General features: G+C 46.5%; 14 protein-coding genes. 6 read left to right on the top strand and 8 right to left on the bottom strand.

Annotated elements, in window-relative coordinates; genetic code table 11:
- The first annotated feature begins 138 nt into the window (after positions 1 to 138).
- The gene (gene yfbV, locus AC5YBZ_RS10580; protein ID WP_494521489.1) at positions 139 to 582 is read left to right on the top strand and encodes a terminus macrodomain insulation protein YfbV; all 444 of its coding nucleotides are present in this window, start codon (positions 139 to 141) and stop codon (positions 580 to 582) included.
- Between the two features lie 3 nt (positions 583 to 585).
- On the opposite strand, the gene pflA is transcribed toward yfbV, so the two are convergent.
- From pflA to AC5YBZ_RS10565, 3 genes are all read right to left on the bottom strand, one after another.
- Complete coding sequence (gene pflA / locus AC5YBZ_RS10575; RefSeq protein ID WP_494542885.1) at positions 586 to 1,326, bottom strand: pyruvate formate lyase 1-activating protein; 741 nt, start codon at positions 1,324 to 1,326, stop codon at positions 586 to 588.
- A 96-nt stretch (positions 1,327 to 1,422) separates the two neighbouring features.
- Positions 1,423 to 3,705 carry a formate C-acetyltransferase gene (gene pflB / locus AC5YBZ_RS10570; RefSeq protein WP_494521491.1) on the bottom strand — a complete coding sequence of 761 codons (2,283 nt, stop codon included), beginning with the start codon at positions 3,703 to 3,705 and terminating at the stop codon, positions 1,423 to 1,425.
- 530 nt (positions 3,706 to 4,235) lie between these two features.
- Positions 4,236 to 5,768, bottom strand: a complete 1,533-nt coding sequence (locus AC5YBZ_RS10565) for a DUF3360 family protein (protein WP_494521492.1) — start codon at positions 5,766 to 5,768, stop codon at positions 4,236 to 4,238.
- Between the two features lie 855 nt (positions 5,769 to 6,623).
- Between AC5YBZ_RS10565 and focA the strand changes: the two genes are divergently transcribed.
- On the top strand, positions 6,624 to 8,192 hold the full coding sequence (focA, locus tag AC5YBZ_RS10560; protein WP_494521493.1) for a formate transporter FocA: 1,569 nt from the start codon (positions 6,624 to 6,626) through the stop codon (positions 8,190 to 8,192).
- Positions 8,193 to 8,286: 94 nt separating this feature from the next.
- Here the strand turns inward: focA and AC5YBZ_RS10555 are convergent, their stop codons facing one another.
- Positions 8,287 to 9,198, bottom strand: coding sequence for a LysR family transcriptional regulator (locus tag AC5YBZ_RS10555; protein ID WP_494543716.1), 912 nt, complete (start codon positions 9,196 to 9,198; stop codon positions 8,287 to 8,289).
- Positions 9,199 to 9,620: 422 nt separating this feature from the next.
- Here AC5YBZ_RS10555 and AC5YBZ_RS10550 point away from each other — a divergent pair, with 422 nt between their 5' ends.
- From AC5YBZ_RS10550 to yfcC, 3 genes are all read left to right on the top strand, one after another.
- Positions 9,621 to 9,797 (top strand): DUF997 family protein, encoded by a 177-nt coding sequence (locus tag AC5YBZ_RS10550; RefSeq protein ID WP_494521494.1) that lies wholly within the window; start codon positions 9,621 to 9,623, stop codon positions 9,795 to 9,797.
- On the top strand, positions 9,790 to 11,235 hold the full coding sequence (gene panF, locus AC5YBZ_RS10545) for a sodium/pantothenate symporter (RefSeq protein WP_494542884.1): 1,446 nt from the start codon (positions 9,790 to 9,792) through the stop codon (positions 11,233 to 11,235). The genes AC5YBZ_RS10550 and panF overlap by 8 nt, the downstream gene beginning before the upstream one ends.
- A 229-nt stretch (positions 11,236 to 11,464) precedes the next feature.
- Positions 11,465 to 13,003: a putative basic amino acid antiporter YfcC gene (gene yfcC, locus AC5YBZ_RS10540; RefSeq protein ID WP_494542883.1), complete on the top strand. Its 1,539-nt coding sequence runs from the start codon at positions 11,465 to 11,467 to the stop codon at positions 13,001 to 13,003.
- 101 nt (positions 13,004 to 13,104) lie between these two features.
- Here yfcC and AC5YBZ_RS10535 read toward each other — a convergent pair whose 3' ends face one another.
- The 3 genes from AC5YBZ_RS10535 to cysK all read right to left on the bottom strand — a co-directional run bounded on the left by AC5YBZ_RS10535 (position 13,105) and on the right by cysK (position 18,659).
- On the bottom strand, positions 13,105 to 15,819 hold the full coding sequence (locus tag AC5YBZ_RS10535) for a TonB-dependent receptor plug domain-containing protein (protein WP_494521497.1): 2,715 nt from the start codon (positions 15,817 to 15,819) through the stop codon (positions 13,105 to 13,107).
- Between the two features lie 604 nt (positions 15,820 to 16,423).
- The gene (locus tag AC5YBZ_RS10530; RefSeq protein WP_494521498.1) at positions 16,424 to 17,389 is read right to left on the bottom strand and encodes a TDT family transporter; all 966 of its coding nucleotides are present in this window, start codon (positions 17,387 to 17,389) and stop codon (positions 16,424 to 16,426) included.
- A 301-nt stretch (positions 17,390 to 17,690) separates the two neighbouring features.
- A complete protein-coding gene (cysK, locus tag AC5YBZ_RS10525; protein ID WP_494521499.1) occupies positions 17,691 to 18,659 on the bottom strand; it encodes a cysteine synthase A in 969 nt (322 codons plus the stop codon).
- A 284-nt stretch (positions 18,660 to 18,943) separates the two neighbouring features.
- Here cysK and AC5YBZ_RS10520 point away from each other — a divergent pair, with 284 nt between their 5' ends.
- The gene (locus tag AC5YBZ_RS10520) at positions 18,944 to 20,122 is read left to right on the top strand and encodes an RDD family protein (RefSeq protein ID WP_494521500.1); all 1,179 of its coding nucleotides are present in this window, start codon (positions 18,944 to 18,946) and stop codon (positions 20,120 to 20,122) included.
- A 95-nt stretch (positions 20,123 to 20,217) separates the two neighbouring features.
- On the opposite strand, the gene cysZ is transcribed toward AC5YBZ_RS10520, so the two are convergent.
- Positions 20,218 to 20,991, bottom strand: a complete 774-nt coding sequence (gene cysZ, locus AC5YBZ_RS10515; protein ID WP_494521501.1) for a sulfate transporter CysZ — start codon at positions 20,989 to 20,991, stop codon at positions 20,218 to 20,220.
- Positions 20,992 to 21,035: the final 44 nt, after the last annotated feature.

Below are 21,035 nucleotides of genomic sequence, written 5' to 3'. Positions count from 1 at the left end.
CATTAATATGTAGTGCAAACCACGTGTTTTGCCCATTAATGGGGCTGATAAACTACCTTAAGCCAGTCGTGAGTACTTGGGACTCTTAAACCGATTGTGCTATGGTAAAGGCAGTGTCTCAAAGTTTAGGTGTCATCATTGACAGTAAAAGTGTTTAAGACCTTAGGGGACGGTCGTCGTTATATGAAAACGTGGCCCATGGTCAAACAACTTAGTTTTTATTTCCCAGAGTATCGCGTTGTCAGGGCGACTCAACTGGCGTTACGCTTGATGCCGTTGTTAGCCATTATTGCTGCTGGCAGTCAACTTTATCTCTATGGTTGGGCTTTTTTACCGCAAGCCATTACCATTGCGTTGTTTTTTATCAGTTTACCTATCCAAGGTTTATTTTGGCTCGGCTGGCGAGCCACGCATCCGTTACCGTTAAGCTTGCTCGATTGGTGTAATAATTTATCAATCAAACTGCAAAGCATGGGTGTTGCTTGTGCCCCTTTAGGGGCAAAAGCATGTTATCTCGATATGGCGGTGATTTTAAAAATGGCCTTTGAACGTCTCGATAACAGTTACTGGGAAAATCTATAGTGATTAATAAACTGCATTGATCCCAGCATCTAAAAAAATCTGTTTTATCTGTTCCATTGTGTCGCGACTCGGGGGCGAAATATGGCTCAGTTGATACTCTTCACCTAAGGCTTCCCATTTGTGTTTACCGAGTTCGTGATAGGGCAATAACTCAACCTTTTCAACGTTACTCATGGGTTTAATAAACTCAGCGAGGCTTTTAGCTGAGTCAATATCATCAGTAAATCCACCGACAACCACATAGCGTATCCATGTTTTTTGTTGGCGTTTTTGAAGGTACTGCGCAAATTGCAGGGTGCGATGATTACTGACTTGGGTTAATTCGATGTGCTTGGCATCATCAATATGTTTGATATCCAGTAGCACTAAATCTGTGTTATCGAGCAGCTCGTCAATAACAGGGGTGTATTTACGGACAAAGCCGTTTGTGTCCAAACAGGTGTGGATACCTTGGGTTTTACAGGCATGGAAGAGGGCGGCAACAAACTCGGCTTGCAGTATGGCTTCACCACCGCTGGCGGTTACCCCACCACCGCTCGATTCGAGAAACGGGCGATAGCTAATGATCTGTTCCATTAGCTCATCGACCTCGACTTCACGACCACCATTCAGATCCCACGTATCACGGTTATGGCAGTATTGGCAGCGCATTAAACAGCCCTGCATAAAGGCAATAAACCTTATGCCTGGACCATCAACTGTACCAAAGGATTCTAGCGAATGAATCCGGCCTTTTACTGTCATTACGACTCCTAAGTAAAGTAGGCTGTGCTAAATTAGCCGCACAGCCTATCTTAAATTCACCAAAAATCCACCGTTAATACTAGGGATTGCCTAGTTTTACATCCCTTTAGTGAAAGTACGTGTAATAACGTCCTGTTGCTGCTCTGGCGTTAGGGCATTAAAGCGCACAGCGTAACCAGAAACACGGATAGTTAGCTGTGGGTACTTATCAGGATTAACGATGGCATCTTCCAGCATTTCGCGGTTCATTACGTTCACGTTGAGGTGCTGACCACCTTCACGAGAATCGTTATGGGCAAAATAGCCATCCATCAGCGCAGCTAGGTTAGTGCGGCGACCATCATCATCTTTACCTAGTGCATTTGGCACGATAGAGAAGGTATAAGAGATACCGTCTTGAGCGTGAGCAAAGGGCAGTTTAGCCACCGAGGTTAATGAAGCGACAGCGCCTTTCTCGTCACGGCCATGCATTGGGTTTGCACCTGGTGCAAACGGCGCACCTGCTTGACGGCCATCGGGTGTCGTGCCTGTTTTCTTACCATAAACCACGTTTGAGGTGATGGTGAGAATTGACTGTGTTGGAATCGCATCGCGGTACATTTTCATGTCACGGATTTTCGCCATGAAGCGCTCAACCAGTTCAGTAGCTAAGTCATCAACGCGTGCATCATTGTTACCAAATTTAGGGTAATCGCCTTCAATGTCGAAATCGATTGCAATGCCGTGCTCGTCACGAATAGGCTTCACTTTGGCAAATTTGATAGCTGACAATGAATCGGCTGCGATAGAAAGGCCCGCGATACCACACGCCATAGTGCGACGAACATCTCTGTCATGTAGTGCCATTAGGGCCGCTTCATAAGAGTACTTATCGTGCATAAAGTGAATGGCATTAAGCGCTGATACATATTGCTTAGCCAACCAATCCATCATGACATCTAAACGTCCCATCACGTCATCAAACTCAAGCACTTCGTCAGTAATAGGCTCAAACTTAGGACCGATTTGGGTCTTGAGTTTTTCATCCATACCGCCGTTGATAGCGTAAAGCATGGTTTTAGCTAGGTTGGCACGTGCGCCGAAGAACTGCATGTGTTTACCCACAACCATAGGGCTAACACAACAAGCAATAGCGTAATCATCAGACTGGAAGTCTGGACGCATCAGATCATCGTTTTCATACTGAATAGAGCTAGTATCGATCGACACCTTAGCACAGTACTTTTTAAAGGTCAGAGGCAGTTTTTCTGACCAAAGCACAGTGATATTTGGCTCTGGGCTTGGGCCCATGTTGTATAACGTATGTAAGAAACGGAAGCTTGATTTGGTCACCAAAGTGCGGCCGTCTAGTCCCATACCAGCGATAGACTCGGTCGCCCAGATTGGATCGCCAGAGAATAGCTCATCGTATTCTGGGGTGCGTAAGAAGCGAACCATACGCAGTTTCATCACGAAATGGTCAACCATTTCTTGCGCTTGTTCTTCGGTGATCAGGCCATTTTTAAGGTCTCGCTCGATATAAATATCAAGGAAGGTCGAAGTACGACCCAGTGACATAGCAGCACCGTTTTGGCTTTTCACTGCCGCAAGGTAACCAAAGTATGTCCATTGAATCGCTTCTTTGGCGTTGGTTGCAGGGCGTGAAATATCAAAACCATAGCTAGCTGCCATCTGCTTCATCTGGCCAAGGGCTTTATGCTGCTCTGCAATCTCTTCGCGCAGTTGCATTGTGGCAGTCAAGTCTTCACCGGCTTCAAATTTTTCTTGTAGCGAGCTAAATTGGGCAAACTTGTCTTGCATCAGATAGTCGATACCGTAGAGCGCGATACGACGGTAGTCACCGATAATACGACCACGGCCATAGGCATCGGGTAATCCGGTAAGGATCCCAGACTTACGACAGCGCATGATCTCTGGGGTGTAGATGTCGAATACACCTTGGTTATGAGTTTTACGTAGCTCTGAATAGATATATTTGATGTTTGGATCTAATTCACGACCGTAGGCAGCGCAAGAGCTTTCTACCATACGGATACCGCCGTTTGGCAACATAGCGCGCTTAAGAGGCGCTTCAGTCTGTAGGCCAACGATGGTTTCTAATTCTTTAGTGATATAACCCGCTTCGTGAGAGGTGATAGTTGATACCTTATCGGTATCAAAATCAACAGGGGCATGGGTGCGGTTTTCTAGCTTAATGCCTTCCATGACCTTGTCCCATAATTTTAGGGTCGCCTCGGTTGGGCCAGCTAGGAATGACTCATCGCCTTCATATGGGGTGTAGTTCGCTTGAATAAAGTCACGTACATTTACTGCAGACTTCCAATCACCAGGAGTAAAACCTTCCCACGCTTTGGTGAACAGCTCAGTTTTTTCGGTCATCGTACTAATACCTTTTGTATTGAGATAAAGGTTATTGGGTAGCGGGTTAACTTTGATTACAAAGATTGCGATACACCAATAGCTAAGTCTTAACAGCTCCCCTCAATGTGTAGCCCTGATGATGGGAACTGATTATCGATTCGTGTTAACGAGTCGATTAAATTCTATACTTTAGATGGCCGATAAGATGACGCGATACAGTTTTATCGGCGATCATTAAATTGGTAAGACCAATTTACCTGATAGATATTAGCATATCCACCTACTAGCTGCATTAGATTCGCTAGAGATAAAGGCAAAACTGTTACCGACCTATCATTTTTACCTGCATTGTCTAATTGCATCTCATCTCAAAGTCGGTTATTTAGACTTAAATTAGCGTCACCATTAGCCAATAACAATCCCGCTAGCGTATGAGATTGCGGTTTTGACTGTGATAATGACGACCAGAAATGAGAGAGCGTTAAACCATCATAAGTATAGAAGAGAAGTCACAAAGAGGGCGTTATCACCCACTTTGTGACGCAGTCTTAAAGTAGGGCTGGGATCCCTTGGATCATGCCTACTGCCAGCATTGCCGCAAGGCAGATAACAAACGCCAGTCCTGGGATAATTAATCGGTCGGCAACGCTTAATGTTTTAGCGCGCTCTTTGTCACCAATCAGGCCATTGTTGTCTAAGAACATGGTCAATGCCCATGCAAGCACGGGGTTGGCCACAAACGATGCAAAAATACAGATCCCGGCCGCTTGGCTACTTTGGGTGTCTTTTACCATCTGCATACCCGCTTCGAGTAGTGGTAAAAATACGCCCACAAGTAACGCAATTGACATCACCGGGCGCCATACCGTTACATCCATTGGATAGCCCAGAACTGCCACTATGATACAAAGTGTGCCCAGTAAAATGGCTCCAGCAGGAATAGGGCGTTTAGCAATGGCTGCGGGGATCATGTAAGTGCCCCATGATGAGGTGATGTTACCGCCGCCCACAGCTGTCCCCACAATTTGACGTAAAGAGCAGGTGGTCATGGTGTCATCAACATCCATGAGTACCTTTTCAGTACCTTTAGGGTAATTAAGTTCTTGGAAAATACGGTGACCTAAGAAGTCTGGCGACCACATGGCAACAGCGAGAATCGCAAAGGGCAGTGAGGCGATAAAATGCGCCGCATTCGGCAAGCCTAGTTGCCAACCGTATTCGGTTGAACCCCACCAGTAAGCCGGGTTCAAGTTAGGGATGCCAGGTTCAGTGACAAACTGCAGATCTAGCCCTGCTCCCAGCCCGAATGCTAGAGCAATCGCGGCAATTGAGCACAGTGGAATAGCCAGCCATCGTTTACCTACTTTAGCGAGATAGGCATATAAGATCACATTCACCAGCAAAATAAAGAAGGCCACATAGCCTAAGCTGTAATCGAGCGCATGCTTGGATTGTAAACCGCCGGCCCAATCGAACAATGAGCTAATTTGACTCTTGGCGCCCATAAATCCGAGGAACACCAATAAGCCACCGGCCACCCCACTGGAGGTGAGGTTAACCAACCGTGATCCGCCCTTAAAGTAACTGAGGATAAGACCAAAGATCCCAAGCAAAATAGCCAGCGCAAGGGGATGAGCTCCTGCTAAGGCAATAGCGCCAATTAGTGGGATCATCGGACCATGGTTACCGCCAAGGTTGGCGCGAGGATTGATAAAACCGGAACTGATAATACAGAAGAGTAACGCGGGGATGAGCATTTCTACTCGAACAACTTGAATGGCAAACTCGGCACCTAAATTAACGTGTTCCCATTTTTCGGTCAGGCCAGCGGCCCAAGCTGCCATTACCGCAGAGTACATAACGGTAATGCCGATAGTACCAGCGATGGCGGGAACAAGGTCTTCCCATTCAAAGCGAAAATCTCGACCTGGTAAGTTAAGTCCCCAACGCCTTGGTTTCATGATTTGTAATTCATGATCTAAGTATTCTTCACGAGTATTAAACTCAGACGCGGGACGATGAAGCGCTTTGTAAGACTGCTCTGAGGCTTCCATTTCTTCGTGTTTGACGGTTTCTGACATAATTTCTCATTCTCCGAAAAGAACATAGTGATTCATCAAAATTGATGATGGCTGCAACTGAATCCCTAATAAGTTAGTCAAGTGGTGCAGGCATTTATGCCGTCTGTGATACTCGATTAACTTGGCCGCTACTGTAAATGAAATGAAAACGCTCCATTTTAGAGTGAGCAGATGCGTCCCTTACTTGCCTAAAATTGGTCTGACCAATTTACCTTAAAAATCTTAACACAGCCAAATAAGGCTGACATTAAGTATCAATAAAGTTGAAACTAAAGATTAGATGAATTGGGAGCAACTTAACAACTTACACCACGAAGTAGCCGATTTTTTCTAATTAGGCACGCATATTGCGCTGCTGCTTGGCTCTCATTAACCAGGAGTTTTGTGAAGCGCCTCGCTGGTTTTGAGTTTGCTTGACCTGCCTCTCTTTGCGGCGTGATTTGATGTGCTTGTATGGCGCAAAGATTGGTTTAGTGAGGGTCGGGTCACGCTTTATGCGGTTAGGACGAGCCAGCAATAGACAGAATTAAGCTTTGGTTATCTGTCTTTGAGCACTTCATCTTTCATTGGCGTCTTCTGCCTATTACCTCTGTTGTTTTTATGTAACTAATCTAATTAATACAGTCGGTTAACCACTATTTTGCGGCTTGTGTACCACTGAGTTATTTGTAGGGGATTTACATCATTTATATTGATACTAACGTTCATTATTATCAGATTTTCTTCTGCTTAATTTAAGGCTAGCTTATCCATATCTAATGAACCTCTTACTTAATTTATGATGGAGTACAGAATGTTATTAAGTAAATGCGCCAGATATCAGCCTCGATATTTTGGTATGAAGGAGGGGCAGTGATGTCACCTTCTTCGATGAATAGCCAACAAGAGCAGCCCCACTTGGCTCAACACTCCAGCGCAGAGGCACCCAGTGGCTCGATGAGTATGTATTTAGATGCCGAGCATTATGGGTTGTCAAAAGTCAATAAATCTCACGGCCAGTCCATCGGCTTAGCAGCCTTCGCTGGAGCTTTTATTGCATTAGCCTTTGTGTTTTATATCACGGTGACAACCGGGGCTAGCGGTTCGTGGGGCCTAGTTAGGCTTGCGGGCGGGTTAGCCTTCAGCTTGGGCTTAATGTTGGTGGTGATCTGTGGCGGTGAGCTGTTTACCAGTACCGTACTCAGCACCGTGGCGTGGGCACAAAAACTGGTAAGCACCAAAGCGCTACTTATCTGTTGGCTGCGAGTTTATGTTGGCAATGTATTGGGCGCCCTCTTGATGCTAGGGCTGGTATTTGCTGGTGGCATGCATCAACTCGATGGCGGCTTATGGGGCGTGAACGCACTCAATATTGCGCAGCACAAATTGCATTATGGTTGGGGGCAAGCCTTTGTGCTGGGGGTGTTGTGTAACATGTTGGTTTGCCTTGGTGTATGGATGACCTTCGCCAGCAAAGATGCACTGACTAAAGCCATTTTATTAATGTTGCCGGTGGCCATGTTTGTCAGCAGTGGCTTTGAACACAGCATCGCCAATCTGTTTATGGTGCCCCTTGGAATTGCTATTGCCCATTTTGCCGATGCGAGCTTTTTTGCTAGCGCCGGGATCAGTGCGACGCAGTATAGCGATTTAACCATTGCCCACTTTATCTTACATAACCTGATCCCCGTGACGCTTGGCAACATAGTCGGCGGCGGATTATTGGTGGGTTTAGGCTACTGGCTGATTGAGAAACAGCTTCAAGTTGCCACTGTACTGCATATTGCACCGCCACCACTGGCCGAGTGTATTACCCCTTTAGCCGCTCAAAAATCAGTTACGCAAGCGCCATCTTCCTTGACTGAATCAGTTCACCAATCGGCGAGCCATGATGCTTATATTCAAACAAATCCGTTATCAGTAGCTTCTTCTGGAGAGTTATCAATGCCTAAATCAATTCAAAAACTTAATATTAGCGATATTATGAACACCACGCCTTTTACCTTAACACCTGAGTTATCAGTCTATGAAGGCCTTAAGCGCTTATGTGATGCCAATGAACGGGGCGCACCGGTTATTGATGAGCAGCAAAGGTTACTGGGGTTTATTTCACAGCAAGATTTATTGCGTAGCCTATGGTCAGAAGAATATGTGCGCGGCATTCCCTATAAAGTGGCTGACTTGATGCAAACCCAAGTGCTAACCGTAGCCCCTAATGATGCCGTCGCTGATGTGATTGAACTTATGGTAGTCGACAGAAATAAATTATTCCCAGTCAGCCAAATGGGGGTACTCACCGGTAGTACGTTTGCCAGTTATGAGGAGCGTTTAAGGCATGCATACGCCAATAAACCCAGTTGTTTTCCTGTGGTGGAAGCGGGTCAACTGCTCGGCGTGATTAGTCGTGAAGCGCTGGCAGCGAAAGTATGTGCAGTCTATGCGTGAGCAATGAGCTGTCAATTAGGGTATCGCTAGTCAATCATCATTAATCGCTAAGCAATGGGGCTGAACGCCCCATTTGCTTATATCTGGGTATTATTTAAGTTTTCTTGCTGCGCTGGCGGTGTTTACTCAGTCGCCGCGCTTCGGTTATCACGCAGTCTCTTAATGGGTTGTCACCAGAGTCACTGCGCCATATAAAAGAGAGGTGGCGTTGCATATTGAGCTGCGGCGTTGAGAGGATCACCAACTCGCCAGCGGCAACCTCTTTCTCAACATCTAAAAAGGGTAAGCTACTTAAGTAAGTCCCATTTTTTACCAGTGCTTTAAGTAACGAGACATGCTCATACTCCTTCCATACATTTAATTTCTCAATTATTCCGTGTATCGCGCCTTCAAAAATACGCCGTGTACCAGCGCCTTGTTCACGCAACACCCACTTCGCCTGCTCTAATTGCGATAGGCTGGTGGTTTTATTACTGGCATAAGGGTGATGCGGAGACGCTACCACCACTAAATGATCGTCCAGCCATTGTTCTTGATATAACCGTGCATCGTCATTACGCCCTTCAATAATGCCGAAGTCATACTCATAATTGAGCAGACCATCGGTCACATTGTCAGTATTTTCAACGGTAAGTTCGATCCTCAGCTCGGGGAAATCAGTATCGATTTTACTGATAAGCTCGGGTAAAAGATGCTCCGCCGCGGTCTGGCTAGAGCATAATCGGAAGCGCCCGCTAATAAGGTGTTGTTCATGAAGGCCTAATTCGATTTGCTGCGCATCTTGTAGCAGTCTTCTCGCTCTAGGGCGTAACCAGTTGCCCCAGTGACTAAGCGTGAGTCGGTTACCTTGTCGAATAAACAGTGGCCGACCCAAAAGATTTTCTAATTGTCCCAGTGACATACTGACGGCTGATTGAGTCATCGACAGTTTTCTTGCGGCGGCGCTGACACTTTCTAAGCTGGCAACGGCATCAAAAACCATGATTTGTTTGAGTGAATACTTCATCACGGCTAGCAGGTCTCCTAACGGAAAAAATAATGAATTTAAAGTATCAATTTTATTGATGGTTGCTTGCCTGTGATTGTAGGAGCGTCAGGCAAGGGATACAAGTAAGTTGTTGATCTATTTGAGCAGACCTAGATGCGCTTCACTTTTTTGGCGGGACTGTGCGTTAACGCACTTGTTAGCAGCACTTATAGCAGGTGAGCCCTGTCTCAATGGCTAAAAAGGCCACCTTACTCACCGCTTATCGAGAGGATAAAACATCAGACTAGGGCGCTCGCGGCTGATGTGAGTCCATTGTAGCGTGAAATTTTGCCATCCTCCCCGCGGCGTTGATGATTAGGGCTAGCCCATGTTATTGGTTTTGTCTAGAATCGGGCACTTGGTTTATTTCTCGTGTACTCCTTATGGTTTCATTGTCGAAAATGGCATTGGCATTAACCCTTGGCTATCTGCTGTTATGGTGCGCTGGCCCCTTATTATTAAAAGATGCTGGTACATGGGTAGGGTTACCCTTGTGGTTTTGGTTTTCCTGTATTGCTGCGCCTCTGCTGTTGATTTTGGTACTGGTGTTAGTGATGAGTGTGGTTGCTGATGATTAATCTACTGCCAGTATTAGGCTACTTATTACTGAGCCTAGTGATCACTCGTTGGTGGAGCCATAGGCAAAATCAAACCAATGGTGAGCTTTATCAAGATAAAGCAAAACGGTTTTTTATTGGTGGCGCCTTTTTGAATGGTCCCTTGCTGGCGCTCACACTCGTGGCAACCTACACCAGTGCCAGTTCATTTATTGGCGGCCCTGGGGCGGCTTACAAAATGGGCTTAGGCTGGGTATGGCTGGCATTAATTCAAGTGCCTGTCGCCATTTTAACCTTAGGGGTGTTGGGCCCTAAGTTTTTGCACCAGCGCGCCGCGCAGCATGCTACCTTAATCGAATGGCTCGATAGCCGCTACCACAGTCCCTGGCTTAGCCGAATAGCGGTACTCAGTCTGGTGACGGGCTTTATTGCAATGATCGCGGTGCAATTTATTGGCGGCGCCCGCTTATTTGCAGGTGTTAGCGGCATCAGTTATGAGCTGGGCTTAGGGCTATTTGTGGTCACGGTGTTGGCCTATACCTTAACCGGCGGCTTTCGTGCCGTCGTCATGACCGATGCGCTGCAGGGCATGGTCATGTTAGCTGGATTGTTACTGCTGTTGGTGGTGATATTGTTACAGGCGCCATTGCCTGAGCTGATGCAGCGGGTTAGTGATTATTCGCCGGCCATGTTAACTCCGCACGGGGTCAATGATGCTCTTGGTTGGCCGATGATGTTGTCATTTTGGGTGTTGATCTGTTTTGGCACTATGGGATTACCTCATACCCTAGTCAGGTTATTGGCGGTTAAAGATCGCGCGTCATTGAAGCGAGGCATAATATGGGGTACGGTGATCTGTTTCTTGATGACCCTATTGCCCCATTTGTGCGGTGTACTCGGACGGGCGCTTTACCCTGATTTATCAGTACCCGATGACATTATGCCGACCTTGATTGCTGGGTTATTTCATCCGTTTTGGGCTGGGGTATTGCTGGCAGCCCCCATTGCGGCGGTAATGTCGTCGGTGGACTCTATGCTATTGCAATCGGCGGTGAGCCTGATTCGTGATGGTGCGCTTAAACGCTACCCCAGTTTAAGTTCAAGCGCGCAGGTGCGTTTGACGCGCATCGCCATAACCCTTATTACCTTGGTGGCCACCTATTGGGCGCTGTCGCCGCCCAAAATGATAGTGTGGATCAATTTAGCCGCCTTTGGTGCCCTGCAGGCAGTGTTTTTATGGCCGATTATTGCTGGCGTCTTTTGGCCAAGCATTAATGGCAGCAGCGCGCTGGTGGCTATGGTCTCGGGCTTAGGTTGTTATTTATTGCTGCAATGGAGCGCACCCTTTATGTGGCAGATCCACCCAATTGTACCGGCTTTGGTGGTCTCATTAGCAGCGATGTTGCTGAGCCATATGATCCAGCGGCGTCCATCGCGTCAGGCCGGTGCTCATCTGTAACCATCAACATCGTTCGTCGCTGATTTTTGACTTGAACAGCCGCTTGATGCTTGTCATCAAGCGGCTTTTTGCTGTTTGTCGTACGTTTAAGTGAGCACAGTAATGCGCAGACGAGGTGAGGCTTGCAGCTAACTTAGTCGCAAAAATGCTGCGTCAGTGTAAATGGTGGGTGAATTAGTTTATATTTGCGTGCAGATTGTCTCATCATAATAAGAATCATGGTCGTAACATGCACTCACAAACTACTCAAGAATCCTCTGTTGTCGCAACGTCGCTCACCCGCTGGCAGATGCCAGATACCTTAGTTATTATTTTCTTTGTCGCCCTAGCCGCCATGGCATTGACCTATTTAGTGCCAGTGGGCTCATTTGACACCCAAGAGATTGTTTATGTAAGCGATGGTGTTGAGAAAAGCCGCAGTGTGGTTGATCCAAGTTCATTTCAATATCAACGCGATGACAGTGGTCATGCGGTGATGCAACCCGTGGCGCTGTTTGAAGGCGGCGGTGGGGTGGGCTTTTTTAATTTCGCGTTTGAAGGCTTAGCCTCGGGGTCTAAGTGGGGCACGGCCATTGGCGTCATCATGTTTATGTTAGTCATTGGCGGTGCTTTTGGGGTCGTGATGGAAACCGGTACCATAGACAATGGTATCTTGCGCTTAATCGACAAAACTCAAGGTAATGAAAACCTGTTTATCCCCGCATTATTTACCCTATTCTCGCTGGGCGGCGCGGTCTTTGGCATGGGGGAGGAAGCCATTGCCTTTGCGATTATTATCTGCCCGTTAATGATCCGTTTAGGCTTTGATGGCATCACCACGGTTATGGTGACATATGTGGCGACCCAAATTGGTTTTGCCAGTTCGTGGATGAACCCGTTTAGTGTGGCCATCGCTCAAGGTATCGCCGGCGTGCCGGTGTTGTCGGGTGCTGGCATTCGTGGGCTGATGTGGGCCGGTTTTACGCTGATGGGGATCATCTTTACCATGCGTTATGGCGCTAAGATCCGCGCCACACCAAGTTTGTCATACAGTTATCAAAGCGATCAATATTTCCGTGATCATCAGTCTCATGCAAGCCTAGACTCGCGCTTTAATTGGGGCGATATCCTAGTGCTCAGCAGCATCTTAGTGACTGTGGTGTGGGTGATATGGGGCGTGGTGGCCAATGGGTGGTTTATTCCTGAAATCGCCAGTCAGTTTTTTACGATGGGGATCGCCGTGGGGGTGATTGCCGTGGTGTTTGGGCTCAATGACATGACCATTAACCGAGTTGCCAGCAGTTTTAAGCAGGGCGCGGCGACCATGTTAGAGCCGGCAATTTTGGTGGGCTGTGCCTCGGGGATCTTAATTTTACTGGGCGGCGGCGATCCGACCTCGCCCAGTGTGCTCAATACCTTGCTTAGTGGCGCGGGCAGTATTATTGGTCAGCTGCCCGCGGCGTTATCGGCGTGGTTCATGTTGTTATTCCAAGCGGTATTTAATTTCTTTGTTACCTCGGGTTCGGGTCAAGCGGCCTTGACTATGCCCTTGATGGCGCCATTAGCCGATATTGTGGGGGTGAGCAGGCAAGTGGCGGTACTGGCCTTTCAACTGGGCGATGGATTTACCAATGTGTTGGTGCCCACATCGGCGTCATTAATGGCGACATTAGGTGTGTGCCGAGTCGATTGGGGTATATGGCTTAAGTTTATTTGGCGTTTTATGTTGGGCTTGTTTGTCGTATCGAGTCTATTGGTTATCGCGGCGCATTATTTAGGTTTTGTTTAGCTTATCGTGTACATGATGAGTCAGAGGCTGGCGTATTAAACTTGTCTTGCGCGATAAAAAACGGCATCCAAGGATGCCGTTTTTAATAGGTGATATTGATGTTAGAACTTCACTTCACCTTCAACAAACCATTCGCGTCCACGTGCATTGTAAACCGAGCGGTCATAATGTGGCCAAGAGGTGGCCGTTGGATCGAAGTTAGGACCGGCATCAAATAGATTAACAACACCGGCTTTCACCTTAATCGCATCGCTAATGTTGTAACCTGCAGTCAGGTTCCACTTCGTTTGTGACGCCACTTCATATGCGCTTTCTTCAAACGCTTCGCCCTTATCGATAGCTGATTGCTTAAACGATTTGTAGTACATACCGTGCATACGCGCCGTGTGATAAGCACCCAGTGTCGCTTCGAAATCATCAACAAACCAACCTAAAACAAGGTTAGCGCGGTACTGGGGGAGGCCGCCATTTTCGATATCGTCTTCGATAGGATCGGTTGGTGAGATCTGACCTTCCGACAGCAGAATATAGCTACCGTTAAAGTTAAGTTTTAGTTCACCAAATTGCTCAAGATCCCAGCCATAGCCCGCAGTAACATCAATACCACGTACTTTTTGGAAGGCGAGGTTTTGGGCAACGGCGTTGATATGGGTGATTTTGCCGCTTTCATCACGGGTGATCATATCTGCATATTGCTCATATTCACGCGCCGCCTTGCTTGGGCTGATATCGCTGACCATGTCATCGAGTTTCCACTCCCATAGGTCGAAAGAAGCATTAAGCGTATCGCCGCCCCATACCGCACCAATGTTAGCGGTATAACCGGTTTCAGCTTCGAGATCTTTATTAGAGCCTGTGGTCATATCGATGTGCAGTTCTTTACACACTTCATTCAGTGCTGGGTCATTGTCATACGCTTGGCCAGGGGTGCCGCCCATCGCTTGACACTGCTTGAAGTCGATAACCGATGAGAAAGCCTCGGTAGGATCGCCATAAACACGGTGCATATCGGGAGCGCGGAACACACTAGAGACCGAACCACGCACTAAGAGTTCGCGTAGTGGACGATATTCAACGGCGATCTGTGGTGACAAGTTACTGCCAAAATCATCGTAATCATCGTAACGCAGCGCCGCGTTGATGGTGACCACATCAGATACAGGTAAGCTAAGCTCGGCGTAGGTTGCCCAGTATGAGCGCTCGCCCGCACCTGATGAGCCACCTTTGTTTAACACATTGCCTTTTTTCGACTCAGAGTCGGCATCGCTTTGATAATCTTGCTCTGAGTACTCAGCACCAAAGGCAAACATTGCATCACCAGCAGGCATTTCAAACGCCATGCCTGAGATATTGGCTTGAATGTTTTTCTGGGTCGACTGGGCTGTTTCAAATGGCGTATAAGATGCGTTAGCCACATCGCTACCACTCATTTTTTTAAATAATGAATTACCGTTATCTCCAGCAGTCAGATAGTTATACATGCCAAGCTCAGTCGCTAAACCTTGGCCAAGCACGTCGACATTAGTGCGGCCGTAGTTTATCGATGCATCCCAGTTATATTCGTCGGCTAACATGCCCTCAAGACCAGTAGTAAAGAAGTAGTTACGTGTCTTGGTTTCACCGCCGCGGCTACCAAATTCAGTCAGGCGGCGGGCGTAAAAGTATTCGCCGTTTTCTGCATTGGCAAAGTCGCCGCCAAGGGCTAATGTTTTGTCGGCAAATGTTTTACTTTGGCCAGCGCCTGTGACAGTGAGGCTATTACCATCGACTGTGATGCCATATTCATCACCAATGGCCATAGGTTCGATATTGGTTACCGATTTGGCTTCAGCAAAATCGAGACGGCCAACAAAAGAGATATCATCGGCTATCTCATAGTTAAAATTAGTCGAGCTGATAAAGCGCGTGCTTTCTGGTTGTAGATCGCGCCATTGTGAACGGTCAAAGCCACATAGGCTTCCAGCCATAGTAAAGCCGGCGTCAGTGCACTCTTGTGCCGTTAGTACCCGTTGTCCTGTTGGAACCGTCTTATCGTCACGAGCGATAGCGGCAATGCGTGCGCCGTACGAACTGTATGCCGAATAGGGACTGTAAGGGACCTTATCCGTGTGCAGGCCAAAATTATCACGGTCGGTTGCTTTAAGCTGCTGGTTATCGGTAAATTCAATAAAGCTTGATACGTTACCGCGATCAGAAGAGGCTCCTAACGACAAGGCAATACGGTCACTGCCGCCACCACCGTTACTGGTATCGCCGTGGCGATACTTGATGGCAACGCCTTCAAAGTCTTTCTTCAAGATGATGTTAATGACGCCACCGACGGCATCGGCACCGTAAATAGCCGAACCACCCGATTGTAAAATTTCGATACGTTGTACCGCTTCCATCGGCAGGTTAGCCGTGTCAACGAAGTTATCAGTACCGCCTGCAGGTTTCGGGTATTGGTTCAGGCGTTTACCATTGATAAGCGTTAAGGTCCGGTTTGCGCCAGCACCACGTAAACTGATTGATGACGCTGCAGGGGTAAAACCATGCACAGATTGTGTGGTCATCGCACCAGTTGTTGATGTTAGGCTTTCTAACGCATCTTGAATATTAGTGAAACCCTGTTTGGCCATTTCGTCGGCACTCATTACCGTAACCGGTGTGGCGGTTTCCATATCGGTACGCTTAATGCGTGAACCTGTTACTTCGATTCGTTCAACGCTACTATCTTCATTGGCCGCATAGGCTACAGATGTTCCAAGTGCGGCGGCAGTGGCACCACTTATTAATGCAAAACGCACAGCTTTAGCCAATATAGAATTAGGCTGCATTTTGATTCTCCCTGAGAATATTGTTATTGATTTGATTTTTTGTTAAGTAAAAGGTTTTTAATAGTTTTCTTATATAAATCGCTTCTACTTATGGGGATATAATCATAGCCAAATAACAACTGCAACATACGGGTTACAGCAATCGAAGAGAGTGTTGTTAACGTATTGAGCTCAGTTCATTAACTATTGGTTTTTTTAATATAAACATTTCAGCTTTTATTGTCTGATTAATGTCATATAATAATATTTTTTGTGAGCTTTGCTGATATAGATTACTTTGCTACTGCTCTGACGGGCATCTTTACCATGCTGTTTTATATAGATTTTGGTTGTGATTTTGTTGCAGTTGTTGCGGTAAAAAAGTTGTTTTACATATAATTTTTTTTGAATTAAATGCTTTCATAGCTAACACCTTAATATTAACTGTTCTTTAGATGAGTTCTGCGGGTAACAATTTAATGACATTGTGTTACTAAGTCATGGTTTTCAATATATTGATGCAAGATTTATTATATTGAATTATGGGTAAGGCTCATCTCTAGTAAGCCATTTTAACACTTTTTATATTATGGTTAGACCGTTTAATTGTCGTAGCAGACGGTCATTACTTAACCGCCTGCATGCTGTAAAAACGTACATAGCGATAAATAACATAGCTGACGACGATGCTAGCAATCATTAATTCAACAATGGCTGTTGTTTTTATGCCCATGGCTAATTCAGTTTGACCAAATTCATTAATAATCCAGTGATACACTTTAAATAATGCGGTAGCACCAATCACAAGTGGAAAGGTAAATGCCGCATAACCTGGTGAAAATGGCAGGGTGAGGAGTTTCACCAGCGCCATGTACACTAGGCTGGTCATTAATAATGCGATACCTAGTAATAATGCCACTAATATGGTTGACGGATGCTCAGTGATGCTAAGGTAACCCGCCAAAGACAAGCTGGCAGGGGCTGCCATGATCGCCATCGTTGGCTTAGCCGCATCGTCAATTTCACCACAAAAAATCAGTCGGTATAACATCACGGGCAATAAAAATAAGTAACAACCAATCCCAAATTTAAGCAGTGCTTGGGCAAGCCATTGGTAGTCAGTGCCACTGTAGCTTACTGCCGCCACAATGATGCCAATAGGGGGGACAAACCAGCTCGGCACCATGTGATTGAGCTGAAATTCACGTGCGCGATGATAGAGAAACACGCATAAAAAGACTAAGTGTAATACGATAGCCGTTAGCCACAGTCCTTGACCAAGTTGAAGCTTAAACTGGCTAACACTGTTAGATACCACCATCAAAGCCATGGCGAAAGTGGGTAACACACTGCCGATAACGGGGTGTGCTAATTCCTCTTTCAATATTTGAGGGTGAAGCAAAAATTTAGCCACAAGCGCCAGTAAGAGCACGCTGGCTATCGCCGCGCCCACGGTTTGTCCTGTGCCATTAAGCTGAGGTAACAAGGTATCCCAAGCCCAACCTAGGCTGGCGATAGCGAGGGCTAAGCCACCCAAAGGGCTGGGTAAGCGGGATGCACCGTGATACACAGAATGAATTTTTTGTCTCATCTTATCCCCCTTACTTGTTGAGTAAATAGCTTGAGCAAATTGCTTGAGCATTTAGTTATCTGACTACTCTTCATGCGCTAACTATCATGGTATTCACGAGCAAAAATAGTGTCCGTTTTGTCAGTAACGTCATTGTAGGAAGATGAGTGGCATAAGAATAGTTGATTTATTTTAATTGTTGATTAAGTAATGCTTAACCTTATGAGCATACCTAATAAAAAACCAGTCCGAATGGACTGGTTTAATCAAAAGCAATTAAATAAGTAACTTGTTAATCAATGTTTTACACACATTAAACAGATCACTGCACGTTTTCAGCGTCACCAAATTGACCTTGGAACAAGACTGAAGATAAGTATCGCTCGGCTGCTGAAGGTAAAATCACCACGATGTTTTTGCCTTCAAATTCAGGCAGCGCCGCAATGCGATTAGCGGCAACTACGGCGGCACCCGATGAAATTCCCACTAAGATGCCTTCTTCTTTCATGAGTCGCTGCGCCATTTCAATCGCATCTTCATTGCTGACAGCTTCTACGCGGTCAACCACTTCTAAATCTAGGTTACCGGGAATGAAGCCCGCGCCAATACCCTGAATTTTGTGTGGCCCAGGTTGAATGGTTTGGCCTGCTAAGGTTTGGGCAATAACGGGTGAGTCGACTGGCTCAACCGCCACTGACGTGATCGCTTTACCTTGTACATTTTTGATGTACCGGCTGATACCTGTGATGGTCCCACCGGTGCCAACACCGGCCACGACAACATCGACTTCACCGTCGGTGTCGTTCCAGATCTCAGGTCCAGTGGTTTTCTCATGGATCTCTGGGTTAGCTGGGTTATCGAACTGGCCTAAAATAAGGTATTTTTCAGGTGCTGATTGACGAATTTCTTCGGCTTTGTCGATAGCGCCTTTCATTCCTTTAGCGCCTTCGGTTAATACCAGGTTGGCACCCAAGGCTTTTAATAATTTACGACGCTCAAGACTCATAGTATTGGGCATGGTCAATGTTAATTTGTAGCCGCGAGCAGCTGCAACGTAGGCTAATGCAATCCCAGTGTTACCTGAGGTGGGTTCTACCAGCTCGATATCCGAAGTCAGTAAGCCTTTTTTTTCTGCATCCCAAATCATGTTTGCGCCGATGCGACATTTAACACTGAAACTAGGGTTACGTGCTTCTATTTTTGCGAGGACATAGCCCTTGCTGACACGATTGAGACGAACAAGAGGGGTATGGCCAATAGTATGTGAATTATCTTCGAAAATGTGACTCATGGGTTGCTTGCTCCTTTATTTATACCGTTAAATCATAGTGTTCTTTTGCCAGTTTAGAAATGATAGTTTCGTCTTCTTTATTCTTTTTAGTTATTAATAGAGTCATATTTATCATTAATTACCCCAGTGTAACGCAGCCCATTAGTCGCTAGCAATATCAGAGGTGGAATGATGACGCCTCATGGCTCGTTTTCATTGGGTAATGGAAGGAAAGCCATTAATCATTGATCTTAGCTATTTTTTGTTCACTATAGATAACTTAATTTATCCCATGGAGCGGATGTGTGAACCCTGATAGAGCCCTTAAAAATCGAGACAAAGATCCAAAAACCATTGTCACGCCGCTGGCATTTACTATTGCCCCTAGTGTGCTGTATACGCCTTTGGCATCTCCATTAAAACGGGGATTGGCAATGATTATTGATGGACTATTAATCACAGTATTAGCCGAACAGGCCGGGGCAGTATTTATCTTGCTGGTGGGATTAACCTTATTGATCGAGCGCAAAAGCCATCAGCTAGGGCGCGCCCTGAAATGGCTGTTATATGCCGCCATGCTGCTGATGACCATTTGGGTGACCAGTGATAACCTGATTGAATTTAAACAAGATGCAAATAGCGATGTCCAGCAGCAAGATAGCACAGATGTGAGTACTGACAAGGTTGGGCTGGCATCACTTAAATTATTGCCCGACATCTTAAGCTTAACCCTGTGTGAAAGCCGACTTTGTGCCGATAAGCAGTTAGCTCAATTGAGTAGTAAGCTCGCCACGACAAGCCTTAGCGAGGCCGACAAGCAGCAGATGTTATTGGATATCCTCTCTGAGCTAGAGTTGCCGCCAGCGGACAAGGCTGATTTATCCCATATGGTCACAGAGATGTTTGCCTCGAATATTGAGATTGCCAGTGATAGCGCTACACCTGCCATTGTTAAAGGTGCTGCCGAGGCAACAACATCATCAATATCAGCCACACCAGAACCTAGCTTTACGCAGAGCAGTGGCGATAAAGGCGAGCCCATTATAGATGATACCGGCAGCATCGCTTTGCCTACTGACACCAACCGTAGCGAGTCCGATAGCACTGACCGCGCGCCTTACAGTCTGCTGGCGTGGGCTAAGGGGCTGCTTAACGATTTAGGTTTAGGTTTTGGCTGGGCCGCGTTTTATTTCACTGTGTTCACTGCCTGGTTCGATGGCCAAACCTTGGGCAAAAAGTTGCTCAATATTCGGGTGATCCAGCTCGATGGCACTGGCATTTCACTCTGGGATGCCTTTGGGCGATATGGCGGTTATGGCGCGGGATTTGCCACAGGGCTGTTAGGGTTTATACAAATTTTTTGGGATGCCAATCGCCAGGCGATCCAAGATAAAATATCGGCAACTGTGGTGATCGATCTATCTAAAAAAAGGCTAAATCCCACCGAGACTACCATGGTTAGTGCTGTGGCTGAGTCTACTTAATCGCTAAATCAGCTTTAATCTATGGTATAGGGCTTAATGGCAAAGGGCGCCGCGTTGTAGCAGCGCCCTTTATGCGTCAGGTAAAAGGCGGGCGGTTACTCGGGGGCGATAAGGTTATTTTTATAGGCAGCCCGATATTTGTCGACCCACATAGAGGTCGCGCCGCAGATGGCCACTGGCATCACGATAAAGTTAACAATGGGGATCATTGAAAACAAGGTGACCGATGCCCCAAAGCTGAAACTGCTGCCCTTAGTTTGATTGAGGGCAAATTTCATATCCTCAAACGGCACCTTGTGGTTATCAAACGGATAATCACAATATTGAATCGCCATCATCCACGCACTAAACATAAACCACAGAATGGGGGCGGCGGTTTGGCCAATAAATGGCACCCAAAACAAAATTAAAAACACCAATGCCCGCGGTAAATAATATTTCAACTTAATCCATTCTCGGCCCATGATGCGGGGCAAGTCTTTGATGAGATCAACCGTGGTGCCGGTATTCAGGTCTTTACCCGTTAAGTACTGCTCGACTTTTTCGGCCAATAACCCATTAAAAGGGGCGGCGAGCCAGTTCATCACCGAACTAAACACAAAAGAGAGCACCACCAGTAGGGTGAGTACCGCCAGTGGCCAGAGTAAGAAGTTAAGCCACGTTAAATAGTCGGGTAATTGGCTGGTGACCCAAGTAAACATCTGCTCCAGTTGCCCAATGGCAACATAGATCACCGCCGAAAATAATAGCAAGTTGATGGTCAGCGGGATAAAGACAAAACGTCTTAATCCAGGCTGCTTTATGAGCCGAAAACCATCGATAAAATAGTTGACGCCACTCTTGGGCGTTGAGCGGGTTTGTTGATTCATTGTGCTAAATACCACCGTTAACTGAATTAGCCACGATTGTGTGT

The organism is Shewanella sp. 553, from assembly GCF_059338375.1.
Note: the sequence above shows the minus strand (reverse complement) of the source record. Positions and strands in the feature narration are given on the sequence as shown.